General features: G+C 58.4%; 19 protein-coding genes. 5 read left to right on the forward strand and 14 right to left on the reverse strand.

The genetic code is table 11. The features are described 5' to 3' along the window. Positions 1–167 precede the first annotated feature (167 nt). The 4 genes from U738_RS01355 to def are packed head-to-tail and all read right to left on the reverse strand — an operon-like array spanning position 168 to position 3319. Complete coding sequence (locus U738_RS01355) at positions 168–374, reverse strand: dodecin (protein WP_008959783.1); 207 nt, start codon at positions 372–374, stop codon at positions 168–170. Between the two features lie 49 nt (positions 375–423). Beyond that, complete coding sequence (gene rsmB / locus U738_RS01360) at positions 424–1758, reverse strand: 16S rRNA (cytosine(967)-C(5))-methyltransferase RsmB (protein ID WP_035576650.1); 1335 nt, start codon at positions 1756–1758, stop codon at positions 424–426. Then, complete coding sequence (gene fmt, locus U738_RS01365; RefSeq protein ID WP_035576651.1) at positions 1755–2771, reverse strand: methionyl-tRNA formyltransferase; 1017 nt, start codon at positions 2769–2771, stop codon at positions 1755–1757. The genes rsmB and fmt overlap by 4 nt, the downstream gene beginning before the upstream one ends. A 35-nt stretch (positions 2772–2806) precedes the next feature. Next, positions 2807–3319 carry a peptide deformylase gene (def, locus tag U738_RS01370; RefSeq protein ID WP_035576652.1) on the reverse strand — a complete coding sequence of 171 codons (513 nt, stop codon included), beginning with the start codon at positions 3317–3319 and terminating at the stop codon, positions 2807–2809. Positions 3320–3501: 182 nt separating this feature from the next. Between def and U738_RS01375 the strand changes: the two genes are divergently transcribed. From U738_RS01375 to aroE, 5 genes are all read left to right on the forward strand, one after another. After that, on the forward strand, positions 3502–4347 hold the full coding sequence (locus U738_RS01375; RefSeq protein WP_035576653.1) for a hypothetical protein: 846 nt from the start codon (positions 3502–3504) through the stop codon (positions 4345–4347). A gap of 34 nt (positions 4348–4381) precedes the next feature. Next, positions 4382–5506: a DNA-processing protein DprA gene (gene dprA / locus U738_RS01380; protein ID WP_035576654.1), complete on the forward strand. Its 1125-nt coding sequence runs from the start codon at positions 4382–4384 to the stop codon at positions 5504–5506. Positions 5507–5549: 43 nt separating this feature from the next. Next, positions 5550–6107 (forward strand): L-threonylcarbamoyladenylate synthase, encoded by a 558-nt coding sequence (locus U738_RS01385; RefSeq protein WP_035576655.1) that lies wholly within the window; start codon positions 5550–5552, stop codon positions 6105–6107. Positions 6108–6180: 73 nt separating this feature from the next. Continuing rightward, positions 6181–7119 carry an oxygen-dependent coproporphyrinogen oxidase gene (hemF, locus tag U738_RS01390; protein ID WP_035576656.1) on the forward strand — a complete coding sequence of 313 codons (939 nt, stop codon included), beginning with the start codon at positions 6181–6183 and terminating at the stop codon, positions 7117–7119. After that, positions 7116–7937 carry a shikimate dehydrogenase gene (gene aroE, locus U738_RS01395; RefSeq protein ID WP_035576658.1) on the forward strand — a complete coding sequence of 274 codons (822 nt, stop codon included), beginning with the start codon at positions 7116–7118 and terminating at the stop codon, positions 7935–7937. Before hemF ends, aroE begins: the two co-directional genes overlap by 4 nt. An 81-nt stretch (positions 7938–8018) precedes the next feature. Here the strand turns inward: aroE and U738_RS01400 are convergent, their stop codons facing one another. From U738_RS01400 to pilW, 10 genes are all read right to left on the reverse strand, one after another. Beyond that, the gene (locus U738_RS01400; protein ID WP_035576659.1) at positions 8019–8279 is read right to left on the reverse strand and encodes a hypothetical protein; all 261 of its coding nucleotides are present in this window, start codon (positions 8277–8279) and stop codon (positions 8019–8021) included. A 34-nt stretch (positions 8280–8313) separates the two neighbouring features. After that, positions 8314–9117, reverse strand: coding sequence for a M48 family metallopeptidase (locus U738_RS01405; protein ID WP_035576660.1), 804 nt, complete (start codon positions 9115–9117; stop codon positions 8314–8316). A gap of 176 nt (positions 9118–9293) precedes the next feature. Further along, positions 9294–9908 carry a hypothetical protein gene (locus U738_RS01410; RefSeq protein ID WP_035576662.1) on the reverse strand — a complete coding sequence of 205 codons (615 nt, stop codon included), beginning with the start codon at positions 9906–9908 and terminating at the stop codon, positions 9294–9296. Between the two features lie 221 nt (positions 9909–10129). Continuing rightward, positions 10130–11533, reverse strand: a complete 1404-nt coding sequence (gene der, locus U738_RS01415; protein WP_035576663.1) for a ribosome biogenesis GTPase Der — start codon at positions 11531–11533, stop codon at positions 10130–10132. Beyond that, positions 11530–12714: an outer membrane protein assembly factor BamB gene (bamB, locus tag U738_RS01420; protein ID WP_035576664.1), complete on the reverse strand. Its 1185-nt coding sequence runs from the start codon at positions 12712–12714 to the stop codon at positions 11530–11532. Before bamB ends, der begins: the two co-directional genes overlap by 4 nt. Then, a complete protein-coding gene (locus U738_RS01425) occupies positions 12711–13367 on the reverse strand; it encodes a YfgM family protein (RefSeq protein ID WP_035576666.1) in 657 nt (218 codons plus the stop codon). Before U738_RS01425 ends, bamB begins: the two co-directional genes overlap by 4 nt. A 72-nt stretch (positions 13368–13439) precedes the next feature. Then, on the reverse strand, positions 13440–14741 hold the full coding sequence (hisS, locus tag U738_RS01430) for a histidine--tRNA ligase (RefSeq protein ID WP_035576669.1): 1302 nt from the start codon (positions 14739–14741) through the stop codon (positions 13440–13442). A gap of 60 nt (positions 14742–14801) precedes the next feature. After that, positions 14802–15917 carry a flavodoxin-dependent (E)-4-hydroxy-3-methylbut-2-enyl-diphosphate synthase gene (gene ispG / locus U738_RS01435; RefSeq protein ID WP_035576671.1) on the reverse strand — a complete coding sequence of 372 codons (1116 nt, stop codon included), beginning with the start codon at positions 15915–15917 and terminating at the stop codon, positions 14802–14804. A gap of 8 nt (positions 15918–15925) precedes the next feature. After that, on the reverse strand, positions 15926–16978 hold the full coding sequence (locus U738_RS01440) for a RodZ domain-containing protein (RefSeq protein ID WP_035576672.1): 1053 nt from the start codon (positions 16976–16978) through the stop codon (positions 15926–15928). A 47-nt stretch (positions 16979–17025) separates the two neighbouring features. Then, a complete protein-coding gene (gene pilW, locus U738_RS01445) occupies positions 17026–17760 on the reverse strand; it encodes a type IV pilus biogenesis/stability protein PilW (RefSeq protein WP_035576673.1) in 735 nt (244 codons plus the stop codon). Positions 17761–17854 lie beyond the last annotated feature (94 nt).

Genomic DNA, 17854 nt, shown 5'->3' on the forward strand with positions numbered 1-17854 from the left:
ATCGGTTCCATTAAAAGCGCCAGCGCAATATCGTTAAGACCAGCAGGCGGTCTTAGGACTCAGTCCTGACGTTGAAGACGTAAATTGTCGTTCAGGTACGTCTATCATGCGCTGCAATAAAGACGGCGGCCAGTGTAAACCAGCCGCCGCCGAAAAGCAGGTGGGGATTATTCTAGCGTAAAGCCAACTTTAACCGTTACCTGCCAGTGGGCCACCTGACCGTCTTCAATATGACCACGGGTATCGACTACTTCCAACCAGCGCATGTGCTTAATAGTCTCTGACGCCTTGGCCAGAGCGTTCTGTACCGCTTCTTCAATACCTTTCTCGGAAGAGCCGGTCAGTTCCACATGCTTATAAGTATGATGACTCATAGTACCTCCTTCCTTGTCATAAATTCACTGCCCTGGCATCAGTGAGCGCTTAGGCAGTGCGCTTCTCTAGTCTGGCATAAAAAAAGCCATCGTGACTGCTCTGGGCCGGAAACAGCTGACGACCCGCGCCGCTGGAAATACCCCAAGCAACGTCGTTAGGCGTGGTGACATGAGCGTCGGGCGTTCGGGCGAGAAATGCCTCAATCTGCTCGCTGTTCTCTTCCGGCAGTACTGAGCAGGTGGCATACAGCAGGGTGCCGCCTTCGCGCAGCATCGGCCAAAGATTGTCTAACAGCTGGCGTTGAAGCTTGGCCAGCGGCCGGATATCGTCTTTGCGCCGCAGCTTCTTGATATCCGGGTGACGGCGAATAACGCCGGTGCCAGAGCAAGGGGCGTCGAGCAGGATGGCATCAAACGGCGTGCCGCTCCACCAGTCGCGCTCGGTGGCATCGGCGTGCTCGAGTACCGCCTCGACGCCTAAACGGCTGAGCGTGTCTTCCACCCGCGCCAAGCGCTGGTTATCGCTATCGATAGCCGTCAGCGCAATATCAAACTGCTCTAGCAAATGGGCTGTTTTACCGCCTGGCGCGCAGCAGGCATCGAGTACACGAGCCCCGGGCCGTGGCGCGAGCGTGGGGCCAAGTAATGCCGCCGAGAGCTGAGCAGCCTCATCCTGAACGCTCACATGGCCTTCTTCAAAGCCGGGCAGCGCGGTGACATCGCAGGGCGTTTCCAGGGTGATGGCGTCTGGGGCATGGGGGCATAAATGGCCGTTCAAGCCCTGCTCGGTGAGCATGCCCAAATAGGCCTCGCGGTCGTTGTAGCGTTGGTTCACCCTTAACGTCATCGGGCCTGCGTGATTGTTGGCTTCAATGATATCGCGCCATTGCTCTGGCCACGCCTGGCGCAGCGCGTTAAGTAGCCAGGGGGGATGCTCCAGAGCGACATGCTCATCCCGGTCTACCTGGGCTTGGAGCGCCTCGGATTCGCGCTGCAGGCGACGCAGGCAGCCATTTAAAACGCGGGTGGCCCACTCCTTCTTTAGTAAGCGTGCAGCGCCAGCGGTTTCGCCTACCGCCGCGTGGGCCGGAATGCGCATATACAGCAGCTGGTAAATACCCAGCAGCAGCAGCGCTTGAACATCGCTGTCGCGTTTTTTAAACGGCTGCTTCAGCAGCACGCCTGCAAGGGCTTCCAGGCGCGGCAAACGGCGGCAGGTGCCAAAGCAGAGCTCTTTTAGCAGCCCGCGGTCACGAGCCACTACGCTGTGCTCATCGAGCCCCGCCAGGGAGCCTTGGTCGCTGAGGACCGGGGCCAGCGCGCGGGCGGCGGCGGCGCGGACTTCCTGGCCACTACCGCCTGGGGGGGAGTGTTTTTGGCTCATGGTGTTTCTCCTTTGCTGGCCTGAGCCGCGGAATTTTCAAAACGAGCACCAAGACGAGCACCAAGCTGTGTGCCTGTAGCAAGGCGCGCGTGGCGGGCATTCAGTAAGTCACGCACGGCCATGGCTTTACCGCCAGGCAGCTGTGCGCTGGTGACGCACAGCACGTCGCGACCGTCGGTGCCGCAGGCGATCCGCAAATGGTCGTCGCCATGTTCAAGCAGGGTGCCAGGGGCGCAGGAAGGGTGTTCACCTTCCTCTGCGCTGGCCATTAGCAAACGTAGGCGATCATCGCCCAGCGCGCACCAGGCCACCGGCCAGGGATTAAAGGCGCGAATCTTGCTGGCTAACTGCTGGGCGGACTGTCCAAAGTCGAGCTCGGCTTCCGCTTTGCTCAGCTTGGCGGCATAGGTGACGCCTTCCTCGGGCTGAGGCGTGGCATGCGCGGTGCCGGTGGCCAGGGCATCCAGCGTGTTGGTTAGCGCATTGGCGCCTTGAATCGCGAGGCGGTCGTGCAAATCGCCGCCGGTGGTGCGGCCCGTAATGGGCGTGCGCACTTCCGAGAGCATTGCGCCGGTGTCCAGGCCAGCGTCCATCTGCATGATAGTTACACCCGATACGCTATCACCCGCTTCGATCGCCCGTTGGATGGGGGCAGCGCCGCGCCAGCGGGGCAGCAGTGAGGCGTGCACGTTAACGCAGCCTAATCGTGGTATATCCAACACGGCCTGGGGCAGCAGCAGGCCATAAGCCACAACGACCATGATGTCGGCATTGAGCGCGGCCAGCTCGGCTTGAGCCTCGGGCTGCTTTAGCGTCTGAGGCTGATAGACAGGCAGGCTGTGTTCTAGAGCCAGCTGTTTGACTGGGCTGGGCGTTAACTTACGGCCGCGACCAGCGGGCCGGTCGGGTTGGGTGTACACCGCGACCACCTCGTGCTGGCTTTCCAGCAGCGTTGCCAGGCTTGAAGCGGCGAATTCAGGCGTGCCGGCAAAAACAACGCGCAATCGTGACATATAAAGAGGGCTACCTGGCGTGAATGAGAGAAGTGTTAGGCGTCCTGCATCTGCTTGTGACGTTTCTGCATTTTTTTGCGGATACGGTCACGCTTTAGCGGCGACAAGTAGTCAACAAACAGCACGCCCTCAAGATGGTCGTACTCGTGCTGAATACAGTGTGCCAGTAGACCCTCTGCCTCTAACTCATAGGCCTCGCCATTACGATCCAGCGCGTTAAGCTGCACCTTAAGATAGCGCGGCACTTCGGCGTAGTGCTCGGGAATCGACAGGCAGCCCTCCGAAAGCAGATCTTTTTCATCGCCAATCGGGGTATAGCGCGGGTTGATGAGCACCAGCGGCTGGGAGTTGTCGTCGCTGACATCCATGACGACAACACGGCGATGGACATCGATCTGGGTCGCGGCTAGACCGATACCACGGGCGTCATACATGGTCTCCAGCATATCGTCGACGAGCTGGCGTACCTCATCGTCGACGGTTTCCACCGCAGCGGCCTTGGTGCGGAGGCGCTCATCGGGGAATTCAAGAATAGGAAGTTTGGCCATGGCGTTACAATCACCGTTATGCTGAGTCTAAATTAAGTCAAGCTAGGCAGTGACGAGTGTCCTCTCACCTAGGTACTTTATGATGGGTCACTATATCATGCTGTCAACGTTTCTGGGCATAGGCGCATAGCGGCTCATCACCCGCATAATAATCAGACTATTCACCTTTTAAGGGGAGCAGAATGGCAGCAAAGCAACACGCCTACCGGGGGGCATTAAGTGGTTGGCTGCTGAGTGCAGTGATGCTGATGAGTAGCGAAGTCGCCGCGTGGGAGCGTGATCAGCAGGTGATTAAACTCTCGCCGCAGGTGCGTACCTTGCCCCATCGAGAAGCGATTGAGCCCATCGCCTTGGAGGAAGCGCAGGCCTTTCTGCGCGACCACCGCGTTGTGGAGGATGCCGAGGCGCTGCAGGAGCTGGCTTACGTAGTGGCGGGGGATGATCGCCGTGTGATTAGCGGCGCGGGAGAAAAGGTGTACTTGCGGGGGGATGTACCGCGCCATGGTCAGGTGGGCATTTATCGTCAGTCGGAAGCCTACCTCGCCATGGATGGCACGCCACTTGGCTTGGAGCTGATTAACGTAGGCGTCGCCCACCATGTCAGCAGTGAAGACGATATGACGCAGCTTGAAGTGATTAGCTCCCACCAGGAAGTGCGGGTTAACGACATCGTCCTGCCGCTGGAAGAGCGCGAGCTGAGCAGCGAACTTGTCCCGCGCGCGCCGCTGAATCCTATCGAAGGACATATTATTGCCGTCCCCGGCGGGGTGCGCTTTATTGGCCGCTTGCAGATCGTTACGCTGGATCTCGGTACTCTGGATGGCTTGCAGGCAGGGCATGTGCTGCGGGTTAATCAACAGGGGGAGTTAATCAACGACCCGCGTACCCAGGAGCTGGTTCAACTACCGAGCACCGAGGCGGGTACTGTGATGGTATTTAAGCCCTATGACCGTGTCAGCTACGCCTTGGTGATGCAGGCATCCCGGGTGCTAGAGGTTGGCGATCAAGTTGAATCACCGGCCGATTAGCCGGCGGCATAAAACGTATTGATAAGGAGGTAGTATGGACGCCCAGGCGTGGCTGGTGGTCAATGCCTTGCCCGGTATGGGGGCGCTGCGTATCGCGCAATTAGTAGCCCGTCAGCCCCAGTGGCCGGCAGGGTGGCTGGCCGCACTGCCCAGCCGTGCAGCCAGTGAGTTGCGCCTGTGGCTTGAGCACCCTGCCCGCAGCCCACTGCAAAGGGTGATTGATGAAACCCTGGCGTGGCAGCAAGGTGGCCCAAGCAGACACGTACTGCATCGCGACCATCCCGCCTGGCCTCGACTGTTAAATGAATTGCCCGACCCGCCCGTGGTGCTCTGGGCCCAGGGGGATCTTGGCGCTCTTGAAGGCCCGAAACTTGCCATGGTGGGCACCCGCCGCCCTACCGGCGAAGGTACCCACAACGCCCAAACCTTTGCCCGTGATCTTGCCCGCCGCGGCTGGTGTGTGGTCAGTGGTATGGCGTTAGGGGTGGATGGCGTTGCCCAGCGCGCAGCCCTGAATGCGGGAGGCCGCACGATCGGTGTCCTAGGCTGCGGCGTGGATGTGATCTATCCCGCCTCGAATCGTGATCTTCATGAGCAGCTTGGTCGTCTGCCCGGCGGCCTGCTGTTGTCCGAGCATCCCCCGGGTACGTTGGCGCGCCCGGCATTTTTCCCACGCCGGAATAGAATCGTGACTGGTCTCTCGCTCGGTACGCTAGTGGTTGAAGCGACCGAAAAAAGTGGCTCGCTGGTCAGTGCAAGGCTCACCATTGAGCAAAATCGGGAACTGTTTGTGCTACCCGGTTCACTGCACAACGTTCAGGCCCGCGGCTGCTTGTCACTGCTACGCCAGGGCAGTGCCCACTTAGCCTGCAGCGTCGACGATGTTATCGCTGACCTTGGCCACTGGGCGGAGGCGTTTATCCCGCCTGACGCCGCTATTCAGCAGCCCTTACCGGAGACGGTAGAAAAACTGCCTAGAGATGAGCCCTTGCCAGACAACTTATTAACAGCTCTATCGGCCACGCCAACACCTATCGACACGCTGGTAGCGTCTACGGGCACATCGGTCAGCGACTGCCAGCAGCGGCTACTTATGCTTGAGTTGGAGGGCTGGGTAAGCCAGCAAGCGGGAGGCTGGGTGCGGTTGCCGCGGCCATGATAGGATAAAACCATTAAAGGCCTGTTAGCCGTGAGGAGAGACCATGAGTTTGGCGACCGATCTAGCCCCTGCGATTAGCGCGCTGCGTAGTGGGGGAGTGATTGCCTGTCCCACTGAAGCGGTTTGGGGGCTTAGCTGTGACCCCGAAAACGACGAAGCCTTAGCCCATCTAATGCGCATGAAAGAGCGCGATCCTGCCAAGGGCGTCATCCTTGTTGCTGCCAATATTGGCCAGTTCCAACCCTGGTTGAGCCAGCTTCCGCTCGCGATGCATGCTCCTCTTGCGGCAAGCTGGCCGGGGCCTAATACCTGGCTAGTGCCTGATTATGGCCGTAGCCATGGGCTGGTGCGTGGCGCCCACGAGCGCGTAGCGCTACGGGTGACCGACCACCCGGTGATGAAAGCGCTGTGCGAAGCCTTTGGGGGGCCGCTGGTATCCACCTCGGCCAATCGTTCGGGGGAACCGCCTGCGATGAGCGCCGCTGAGATCACTGCAATCTTTGGCGATGAAGTTGCCCATGTGGTGGAAGGTGCGCTCGGTGGCAACGCTAAACCCAGCACTATCAGGGATTTAGCCACCGGTAAAATCATGCGCCCCTAGCTGTCGTTTAACTCACTATTCACCATTTTCTATTCACCCATTACGACTCACCAATGACCCCTCAGGAGATACTGTGGCCCACGAGCACCTTGATGACGTTAAACGCTACCTTCTTGATCTGCAGGAGCGGCTATGCGCTGGATTGGCTGAGGCCGATGGCGCTGCCCAGTTCCAAGAGGATAGCTGGGAACGTGAAGAGGGCGGCGGCGGTCGATCACGGGTGATGACCCATGGCGGCGTGTTCGAAAAGGGTGGCGTTAACTTCTCCCATGTCTATGGCACCCAGTTGCCGCCTTCGGCCACCGCCGCGCGCCCTGAACTGACCGGACGCAGCTTTCACGCGGTAGGCGTTTCCTGGGTGCTGCACCCGGAAAACCCCCATGTACCCACCAGCCATGGCAACGTACGTTTCTTTATTGCCGAGAAAGTCGGCGAGCCGCCGGTATGGTGGTTTGGCGGCGGTTATGACTTAACGCCATTTTATCCTGTGATGGAAGACGTTGTGCACTGGCACCAAGTGGCAAAAGCCGCCTGCGATCCTTTTGGCGACGACGTTTACTACCGCTACAAAGCTTGGTGTGACGAGTACTTCTATCTTAAACATCGCGATGAAACCCGCGGTGTGGGCGGACTGTTTTTCGACGATTTAAACGACGGCGAGTTTGCCGACTGTTTTGCCATGCAGCGTGCGGTGGGCGACAGCTTCTTAGCGGCGTATTTGCCCATCGTCGAGCGGCGTAAAAACGACGCCTGGGGCGAACGCGAGCGTGACTTTCAGCTCTACCGTCGTGGTCGTTACGTGGAGTTCAATCTGGTGTGGGATCGCGGAACTTTGTTTGGCCTACAGAGCGGCGGGCGCACTGAATCCATTTTGATGTCGATGCCGCCGTTAGCGCGCTGGGAGTACGCCTTTGAGCCAGACCCCGGCAGTGCTGAGGCGCGCTTGACTGAATTTCTACACGCGCGGGACTGGCTCGGCGAATTCGCTGAAACGACGGAAAAATTATTATGACCGATCGCTACTGCGTGTTTGGCAACCCGGTCAAACACTCCAAATCTCCGCAGATCCACGCTGAGTTTGCCCATCAAACGCAACAAGCGCTTGAGTACTCCGCCGAAGCGCCGCCGCTGGATGGCTTTGCCGGTGCTTGGCGCGCCTTTAACGATGCGGGCGGGCGTGGCGCCAATGTGACCGTACCGTTCAAAGAGGATGCCTTTGCGCTGTGCGATACCTTAAGCCACCGCGCCCGTCGTGCAGGGGCGGTGAATACACTGATACTTGGTGGTAATGGCCGCACCTACGGCGATACCACTGACGGTATTGGCTTAGTGCGTGATTTGGCCTATCACCGCGTAGCGTTAGCGGGGAAGCGTATTTTGGTGGTAGGCGCCGGTGGCGCCGTGCGCGGCATTCTGGAGCCCTTACTTGCCGAGCAGCCCAGTGAGGTCGTCGTGGTTAACCGCACCGCCGCCAAAGCCGAGCAGTTGGCCAGCGATTTTGCTGATCTTGGGCCTATCCACGGCGGTGGTTTTGATACCGTTAACGGCACTTTTGATGTAGTGATTAACGGCACCAGCGCCAGCCTCAGCGGCGATTTACCGCCGCTGCCGGATGCGCTTTTTGCTCCGCATGCCTGGGCCTACGACATGATGTACGGATCCGAGCCGACAGTGTTTTTACAATGGGCTGGCCCCCGCGGTGCAAAACTGCTCGATGGCCTAGGCATGCTGGTCGAACAGGCCGCCGAGTCGTTTTTTCTGTGGCGCAATGTGCGCCCAGATACGGCACCCGTGCGCGAAATGCTGCGCCAATCGCTTAACTATTCATAACCGCATCAGTTAACGCTGCTAAAAAAGCGGGGGCGGATAATGTATCCGCCCCCGCTTCTTATTCATGCCGCTAAAAATGCTTCAATTAGCGCGCTTAACGTACAACCCCACAGTGCACATCACCAGCCCCACCACCGAAAGCAGCATGCCGCCATTAACTAACAGCGGCGAGCGTTGGAGCCAGGATACGAAGGGCTGTGGTGTGTCGCTACAGACGCTTTCGATATAGTTCCAATGACCGCCATCAAGCTGGCAGGCGCGCACATCGTTGAGCTCCCAGAAATACACGCCCATCAGCACAAACAGCGGCAGTACCAGCAGCAGTAATCCCAGCTTGATCATTTAAACCTCAATAGCCGACTCACTCAGCGAAGCATTAGGGACGCGGGCAGTTGGGTGTACGACCATTGCTGCGAGCCTGCTCATAGACGGCCAGGGCTTGATCCATATTACCTTGCAAGCCTTCAATGCGCTGGCCTTGGCCAGGGTGAGTGGACATCCACTCCGGGGGTGAGCCACCACCGGACACCGCCTGCATGTTTTCCCACAGAGTAACGCTCTCACGTGGGTCGAAACCGGCTTGCGCCATAAGCTCTAGGCCAATCACATCAGCCTCACTTTCATGAGCTCGTGAGAACGGCAGGACGATGCCGTACTGCGCGCCCATGCCGAGTACGCCCATCAACTGCTGGCCACCTGCGGACTGCATGCCGGAAGTGCTGGAAATAACCGACAGACCTAACGAGGTGGCGCTCTCGGTTGAGGCGCGCTCATTGGCATGGTTGGCCAACACGTGACCAATTTCGTGACCAATCACGGAGGCAAGTTGGTCTTGGCTAGTGGCAATATCCAGCATGCCGGTATTCACCCCCATATAGCCGCCCGGTAGCGCGAAGGCGTTGGGCTGCTCGGATTCAAACACGCGGATTTGCCAGTCTAACTGTTGCTGCTGTGCAGGGAGTTCCGCCACGATGGCATCGGCAATACACTGCACATAGCGCTGACTGGCTTGACCAGCGCTGGGTAGCTCCTGCTGATATTGAGAAAATGCCTGACGGCCCATCTCATTGAGTTCACCGTCAGAGAGCAGCAGCAGCTGCGAGCGCCCGGTGGGAGAGGTGGTACAAGCGGCGATAGACGCACATAAAGCGGTAACAGCGAGAGGGCGAAGCCAGCGCATGAGTCGGTTTCCTTATAAACGAAAGAATTTCTTGCACACAAGATAACCGCTGATAGCAGTAAATCAATCCCCCATCATAACCCACCTTGAGGGTGAGTATGGATGCTGAATTGACCACCCCTCTGAACCAAGGCTAGGCCGCAGAGGATTGGCTGTAAGCTTCTAGACACAAACCCTCAGCGCTGGGGTACTAACTGCCCATCGGCGCCGACATTTAGGCGAATGGTGGGCGTCAATAAACCAGCTGGAAGCCGCATGCCTAAACCGCGTAGATCGCCTGGGGTGATGGCCAGTTGGCTGCCGGCCGGTAGCTCGCCTTGGGAGGCCAACTGGCTAGCAAGCTCTAGCATGGGGGCCATGCGCTGGGTGTCGGTGGCGAGGACATCAAAGGCTACCGGTAGGCGTAAATTAGCATCATCGCCAGAGGTCAGCGTGACGTCCTGTTCATAGTTACCTTCCACAGGATCAACCCCAGGCATATCCAGTGCCCAGCGAAAACCCGACATCTCCACCGGGGGCATACCCGCAGGTAAGCCCAGCCCCATGGCAATGGTGGCCTGAACGGGCAGGCTGCCAGCGCCAAGGCTGGAAGCAATCAGGCTGGTTAAATCGCTGGTGTCCAGCCCCGCATTAATACTGTAAGGCCCAATGCGAACATCCTCGACCCCCAGAGAGGTCACCGCCAAACGAAACGCAAACAGGCCGGTTTGAGGCAGGGCGAGGCAGCCCGTGAGCAGGCTGGCAAGGCCAAACAGGGTCAGCCAGCGCCAGTAGCGAGCAATATAAAACATAAGACTCCCCTTAAGTAGGGCGTAAGTAGTGGGGTAATGGCGCCAAGAGTAAGGTGCTGATGCGAACTTACTAGGTTTGGGCTAATAAGCGCGGCTATTTGAGGGCTGAAGCCATTTTCTGTCAAGACAATTTGCGTGTTCAGGTGCTTATTGAAGGCTAGAACCAAAACGCCCGCTTGGCGATGCAAGCGGGCGGGTTCAAAAGACAGCTACTAAAGCGATCAGCGACGGCTCTTGCGCGCCTCTTTGGTGCGGTTGAGCTCGCGCTTTTTGGCCTTCTCTTTGTCGCTGGCGCCCGCCATGGTATCGAACGGGTTACTGCCCGAGCGAAACTCAAAGAGAATCGGCGTGCCGCGCACTTTCAATACCTTGCGGAAAGTGTTGGTCAGATAACGACGGTAGGCTTCCGGCACTGCTTCGGTCTGGTTTCCGTGGACGACGATAATCGGCGGGTTGCTGCCACCCTGGTGAGCCATCCGCAGTTTAATGCGTCGACCGTGCACCATCGGCGGTGGGTTTTGGCTTACCGCGTCCTGAAGCAGGGTGGTTAGCCGGTTGGTCGACCAGTGGGCATTAGCGGCGTCAAAGGCGCGATCAATCGAGGGGTAGAGATCGCCCACCGCCGTGCCGTGCAGGGCAGAGATAAAGTGCAGCTCGGCGTAATCCGCAAAGCCTAGGCGTCGCTTCACCTCGGTGCGCATTTTATCCTTGGCCTCGGTCTCTAGGCCGTCCCACTTATTGACGGCCAGCACCAGTGCACGACCTGAGGTCAACACGTAGTCAAGCAGGTGCAGGTCCTGCTCCACCAGGCCGCTGGAGCCATCCAGCACCATGATCACCACGTGCGATTCCTTGATCGCATCCAGGGTCTTGATGATGGAAAATTTCTCGGCAATTTCGCTCACGTTCTTGCGCCGCCGAATACCCGCCGTATCAATCAGCACATAGGGCTTGCCGCGGCGCTCAAAAGGAATCTCGATAGCATCGCGGGTGGTGCCCGCTTCATCAAAGACCACCACCCGATCTTCACCCAGCAGGCGATTGACCAGGGTGGATTTGCCCACGTTGGGGCGACCAATCACGCCAATGCGAACGCCTTTGCTGCCGGTATCCGCGGGAATGCTGGCATCGCGCTCGGGAAACGGTTCGAGTACCACGTCAATCAGGGTAGAAACGTTGCGCCCATGGGCGGCCGCAATCGGCCAGGGGTCGCCTAGCCCCAACGACCAGAAGTCGCCCATCGCCGAATGCTCTTCCAGCCCGTCGGTTTTATTCACCACCAGCCAGGTTTTTTTCTGGTTAACCCGCAGGTGGTTGGCAATCGCCTGGTCTGCAGCGATAAGGCCGGCGCGGGCGTCGACCATAAACAGCACAATATCGGCTTCATCAATGGCAGCGAGTGACTGCTCCGCCATGGCGGCGTCGATACCCTCTTCGTCGCCGCTGATGCCGCCGGTGTCAATGACCGTATAGACCTTATCGCCCAGCATGCCATTGCCGTACTTGCGGTCGCGGGTGAGGCCAGGAAAATCGGCCACCAGGGCATCACGCGAGCGCGTTAGGCGGTTAAACAACGTCGATTTGCCCACATTGGGGCGACCGACTAAAGCAATGACGGGTGTCATGGAGTGACTTCCAGGGTTTCCAGGCGACCATTGTTGGCCTGGACATGAATGGTGCTGCCTTCAGTGACCGGGCGTACGCTGATGCCCGAGCTGTGCACGCGGGTGCGGCCTACAATGTTGCCTTCACGAGCGTCGATCAGGTGAACATAACCTTCAAAATCGCCGAGTACTAAACGTCCATCGGCGAAGGCCGGGGCAGTCAGCCAACGATCTTCTAAATCGTCGTTGCGCCAGATTTCGCGGCCGCTGTTAGCGTCGAGGGCGACGACTTGGCTATCGTCAGTGACCACAAACAGGAAGTCGCCGACCAGAATGGGTGTATGGCGGCTGGAAAGATCCGCCTCCCAAAGGACGTCGCCTTGGGTCGCTTCCAGCGCTACCACACGGCCGTTGTAGCTGGTTACAAACAGGCGGCCATCGGGGCTGATGATCGGCTGGCCGGAAAGGTCTACCAGGCGCTCTACTTCGCTACGCCCACTGGGGGTGGCTATCTGCATCTCCCATAGCGGCTGGCCGCTGCGGTTATCCAGTGTGGCCAAGCGGCCGTTAGCGAGGCCAACAAAGCTGACGGGATCAATCACCATCGGCGTGCCGGTACCACGCAGGGTGAGTGACGGCTGCGAACTGGTGTATACCCAGCGCTCTTCGCCAGTGGCGCGGTCCATGGCGGTCACGCGGCCATCGACACTTTGTACGACCAGCAGCTGCTGATTGGCCTGGGGGGCGGCAAGCACTTCGCTGGATACCCGTGAGCGCCAGTTTTCGCTGCCATCACGCTGATCCAAAGAGATGACTTCGCCGTTACCGGTGGCCAAATACAGCTGCCCGGCAATCGCCGTTAACGCGCTGGAAATAGTAGTATCCAGGTCGATTTCCCACTCAACGTCGCCGCTATTGGCATCCATCGCCATCACCACGCCTTCTGCGTCTGCAGCGAACACGCTGTCGCCTTCACGGGAAGGCTCAATGGGGTAGCGCGAGTGACCAAAGCCATCACCGACGTTGCGCCGCCACTGAGTCTCTAGCGAGGAGGTCTCGTCGAAACTCGTTAGCTCTTTGGGGGTATAGGCAGGTTCGCCTTTGCTGGCACAGCCAGCCAGCAGAGCCAGCGCTAATGCGCCTAAGCTTGCCCGTACCAGCTGTTTTGAAATGCCCCACGTATTTGAAGTGCTAATCGTCATTGTGTCGCCTCCTCAGCGCCGAGATCGTCAAGCTTGAACTGCACGCCGTAAAGCGGCTGGTCTTGGGTTTGTGCCAGTTGTAGGGCGGTTTCCCATGCCTCGCGGGCCGCCTCGGTGTCGCCCTGGGCAGCGAACGCATCGCCGCGTACGTTGGCCCGTTGAGCCGCTAGCGCGTCGCTAATCGGCTCGTCTAGCAGCGCCAGTGCCTGAGTCGGGTTGCCGTCAGCGAGCTCAACACGGGCCAAACGCAGCCATGCAAGGCTTTGTACATAGCGGCGCGAGGAATCGGCAGCGCTTTCCAGCGCAGTTCGCGCGCTTTCCAGATCGCCTTGCTGCACAGCCAGGCGTGCATCCAGCAGTAGCGCGAGTTCCGCGTAGAGCGTATCGCCATGCTCGTCGGTCAGTTCGCTGACCATTTCCCGGGCGCTTGCTAGCTGTTCTTCGTCAAGCTCGTTACCAGCGGTCATATTGGCGAGCTGCTGGTAGCGCATTGAGGCTGCTTCGGCCTGGCCCTGTTGATAGTTCTGCCAGGCATTCCAGCCAAATACCCCAGCCGCTGCCAGGACAGCGCCTGCAATCAATGACATGCCGTTCTCTTTCCACCAGCGTTTGACGGCGTCTAGCTGCTCTTCTTCGCTTCTCAGCTCCACCACGGGCGGGCTCCTATTCTTCTACAATCGTATGTTTAGACTGTCGCATGCGAGCAGGCGGCTAGCCTGCAGGGCTTATGCGTTAGCCGTCAAAAACTCGCGCAGCGTGCGGCCTAATGCTGCTTGGGGAACGTGTTGTTGTTCGCGGTCATCGCGCAGAAATTTGACGGTTGCTGACTGCGCCGCGATTTCATCTTCACCGATCAGAATGGCCATTGTGGCGCCGCTCTTGTCGGCTTTTTTGATCCGGCTTTTGAAACTGCCGCCGCCGCAGTGAAGCTGCAAACGTAGCTCAGGCAGTTCACTACGCAGCTGTTCGGCCAACGTAATGGCCGCCGTGGTGGCGTTATCGTCCATCGGCAGCAGATAAACATCACAACCGCCGAGGGCATCATCGGGAATCAGCTCAAGGGTTTCGAGCAGCAAAATCAGTCGCTCAATGCCCATAGCAAAGCCGACTGCCGGGGTCGGTTTGCCCCCCAGCTGTTCGACCAAACCGTCGTAACGACCGCCTGCGCAGACGGTTCCCTGGCTGCCCAGGGCGGTGGTGGTCCACTCGAACACGGTGCGGCAGTAGTAGTCGAGCCCACGCACTAGGCGCGGATTGATCACATAATCAATACCCGCCGCTTCAAGCATCTTAGTGAGCTGCTCAAAGTGTTCCCGGGACTCGGCATCCAGGTGGTCCATCAGCTGCGGCGCGGCGTCGAGCATCTCGGCCATAGCCGGGTTTTTGGAATCGAGAATACGCAGTGGATTACTGGTCAAACGGCGCTTGGAGTCTTCATCAAGGACGTCATGGTGCTGCTCAAAGTAGCTCACCAGGGTGTCTCGGTAGGCCGCCCGTGCTTCCGATGAACCCAGCGAGTTAAGCTCCAGGGTCACGTGCTCCATGAGTCCCAGTTCTTGCCACAGGCGTGCCGAAAGCAGGATCACCTCGGCGTCGATATCCGGGCCATCAAAACCGAAGGTTTCTACGCCAATCTGGTGGAACTGGCGGTAACGGCCTTTCTGCGGGCGCTCATAGCGAAACATCGGCCCCTGGTACCATAGCCGCTGGGTTTGGTTATACAGCAGGCCGTGTTCCATGGCTGCACGCACGCAGCTGGCGGTGCCTTCAGGACGCAGCGTCAGGCTTTCGCTGTTGCGATCATCGAAGGTGTACATCTCTTTTTCGACGATATCAGTGACTTCACCGATAGAGCGCGCAAACAGCGCGGTTTGTTCAACAATAGGCGTGCGAATTTCATTAAAGCCGTAGCGCACCATCAGCTGGCGTACTTTGGCTTCAAAAAAATGCCAGCGCGGACTGTCGCTGGGCAGTAAGTCGTTCATACCACGGATGGCTTGAATCTTTTTAACGGCGGACTTGCTCAAAGAAAACTCCTTATTCTGCCATCAGGCGTTGCTCACCCAGGCTGGCAGCCAGCCCCAGCGTTAAACGCTGCGGGCAATCATAGCGTCTTGCTGCTGCTGTTTTTCACGCACTTTATCGCGAATCAGCTTTTCTAAGTCATCGACCAAGTGGTCGTTGCGCAGCTTGCTGGTCGGTTTGCCATCAATGTAAATCAAGTTGGCGGGGCTGCCGCCGGTCAGGCCGATATCGGTCTCTTTGGCTTCACCGGGGCCATTAACCACGCAACCGATTACCGAGACGTTGAGTGGTGTCATGACATCTTCCAACCGTTCCTCAAGCTGGTTCATGGTGCTAATAACGTCGAAGTTCTGGCGCGAGCAGCTGGGACAGGCAATAAAGTTGATACCTTTCGAGCGCAGCTTGAGGCTGCGCAGCATATCAAAGCCGACCTTGATCTCCTCCACCGGATCGGCTGCCAGCGAGACGCGAATCGTGTCGCCGATGCCATCCATCAGCAGCATGCCCAGGCCAATCGATGATTTTACCGTGCCCGAACGCAAACCACCGGCTTCGGTAATCCCTAAATGCAGCGGCTGTTCGATACGCGCGGCAAGGTCGCGATAGGCGGCCACAGCCATAAACACATCCGAAGCTTTTACACTGACTTTGAAGTCGGGGAAGTCGAGGCGATCGAGATAATCAATGTGGCGCATGGCGGACTCCACCAGCGCCGCTGGCGTAGGTTCGCCATACTTCTTCTGTAGGTCTTTTTCCAATGACCCTGCGTTGACGCCAATGCGGATCGGAATGCCATGGTCACGGGCTGCGCTAACCACCGCGCGTACGCGGTCTTCACGGCCAATGTTGCCTGGGTTGATGCGCAGGCAGTCAACACCGAGCTCGGCGACGCGTAGGGCAATTTTATAATCAAAATGGATATCGGCAACGAGCGGTACGTTGACCAGTTTTTTGATCTGACCAAAGGTTTCGGCGGCGTCCATATCGGGCACTGAGACGCGCACGATATCCGCACCGGCTTTTTCCAACTGCTGGATCTGCGCAACGGTGGCGGCCACATCGAGCGTGTTGGTATTGGTCATGCTTTGAACGGCAATGGGGGCATCACCGCCCACCGCGACGTTTCCGACCTGAATCTGACGGGAAAGGCGGCGTTTTATCGGAGAAGGGGCGTGCATAGGACGGGTCACTCTCCCAAGGTAAATCGGGCGACGTTGTTGGCACCTGCTTGGGCGGGAAGGTCAACTTCCTCGCCTTGGTAGCGTAGTTCGACACCGGTGGCATTGCCCACGGTTAAACGAAACGGGGGTTCGCCCTCGACAGTTGTCGAGGTGCCAGGCGTTTGCAGGCCAACGAAGACGCGCTGGTTGGTGGCATCAAAAATTTCAGTCCATGACTGCTCGTTAAACGTCAGCTCTAGGACATTGGCATTAGCGGTCTGTTCGGCAGCGGCGGTTTGCTCGCTGTCCGCACTGCTCTGCTCTTCACTGTCTTGTTGAGTACTGGCCAGCTCGTCGCTTCCATCAGCGCTGCTAGCGGTATCGTTGGTATCATCTAGTGCTGGCTCGTCAAGGCCGGCAATGGCGTCAGCATCATCTTGGCCGCTGGGTGTTGGATCTTGCGTGGCCGACGGTGAGGGCGTGACGTTGGTAGCATTGCTGGGTAGCGTCTCGCTTTCGTCACCACTGGTGAAGCTTGAACTCGCGCTCTCTTCTGCTTCAGCTGGTTCACTGGCCGGCTCTGCAGGGGCGGTAGCGGTCTCTTCCGTGGAGGTAGAGCCAAAGCCCGGCGGCTCGTTGCCACCCCGGCTTTGCCACCACATCACCGTCACCGCGATAAGGCCCACAATGACCAACAAAGTCACCAGCTTGAACAGCCAAGCGCCAATGCGGGAGGGCGGCCTTGCCGTAGAGACCGGGGTGACTTTGCGTTCGGTATCGGTACCGCCACTGCGAGCCTGATAAGCCTCGAGCACCAGCCGATCATCCAGCCCCAGGTATTTAGCGTAGGAGCGCAGATAGCCGCGGCGATAGGCGGCGACAGGAATTTCTTGATAGTTGTCCTGCTCCAGCCCGCCCACCACGGCGGGGCGCAGGTTTAGCGCCCGGGCCGCATCGGCGAGTGGAATACCCAACTGCTCGCGCTGGCGAGCCAGCAGTTCGCCGGGAGAGGCGCTAGTGTTTTGGTCGTTCGTGATAGTGCTATCAATGACGCTTTCTTGTGACTGTGTATCGCTCATGGCTGAGCATCCTTCATTTAATAAGCGGTGATCAGGGCGTCAATCAGTCAGTCGTTGCCAAGCAGGCGCTGGTATTCGGCGGCGGTGCTATGCTCGCCCTGCGCTTGGGCGATATCCACCGCCATTGTTAGCGCTGCTTGGTCGGGCTCGGCGAGCTGTAAATACGTTTGCAGCGGCGCCCAGGCCTGAGAGTAATTGCCCTGCGAATATTCGAGTTCAGCTAACATTAAATAGCCGCGTGAGTTACGCGGATCGATACTTTGCGAGCGCTTCAACCGAGCGCGCGCTTTATCAAATTCTTCCAGCGCCAGATAACACTGCCCTAAATTGGTAAATAACTGGGCACGGTTGGCGTACTGGGCATCTTTTGATGCGGTTTCTAACTGCCCACAGGCAGCGTTGTACTGGCCCTGACCGTATAAGAACGCCGCGTAGTTATTACGGGCACGGGTGAAGTCAGGGTCGGCGTCCACCGCCTGTTGAAAATAGTCGTTGGCTAGGTCACTTTCGCCCTGACGCTGGTAAACAAGGGCCAGCGCCTGCAGTGCTTCGGCATGGCGTGGGGCAATTTCAAGCGCCCGATCCAGTGCGTTGAGTGCGCGGGGAAGGTTATTGCGCTCTAAGTAGGCGACGCCAAGCTGGGTATAGGCATCTGCCGCCGCGGGATTGGCTTGCGCTGTAAGGTTGTTGGACGAGGCACAGCCGGCAAGCCACAAGCTACCGATCAACACGGTGAGCATGGGCACCCGCGATGGGTGTTGGCGCCTGTGGTGAGCGATCATGTAAATCCTCTTGTGGTAAACGTCCGAAAACCAACCCTATGCTACATAAAAACCGTGTCCATCAAAGCGCCGTGCCAAGCGGAAGTCAAGATAA

This window comes from Halomonas sp. TG39a (assembly GCF_000744395.1).
GTDB lineage: Bacteria > Pseudomonadota > Gammaproteobacteria > Pseudomonadales > Halomonadaceae > Vreelandella > Vreelandella ventosae_B.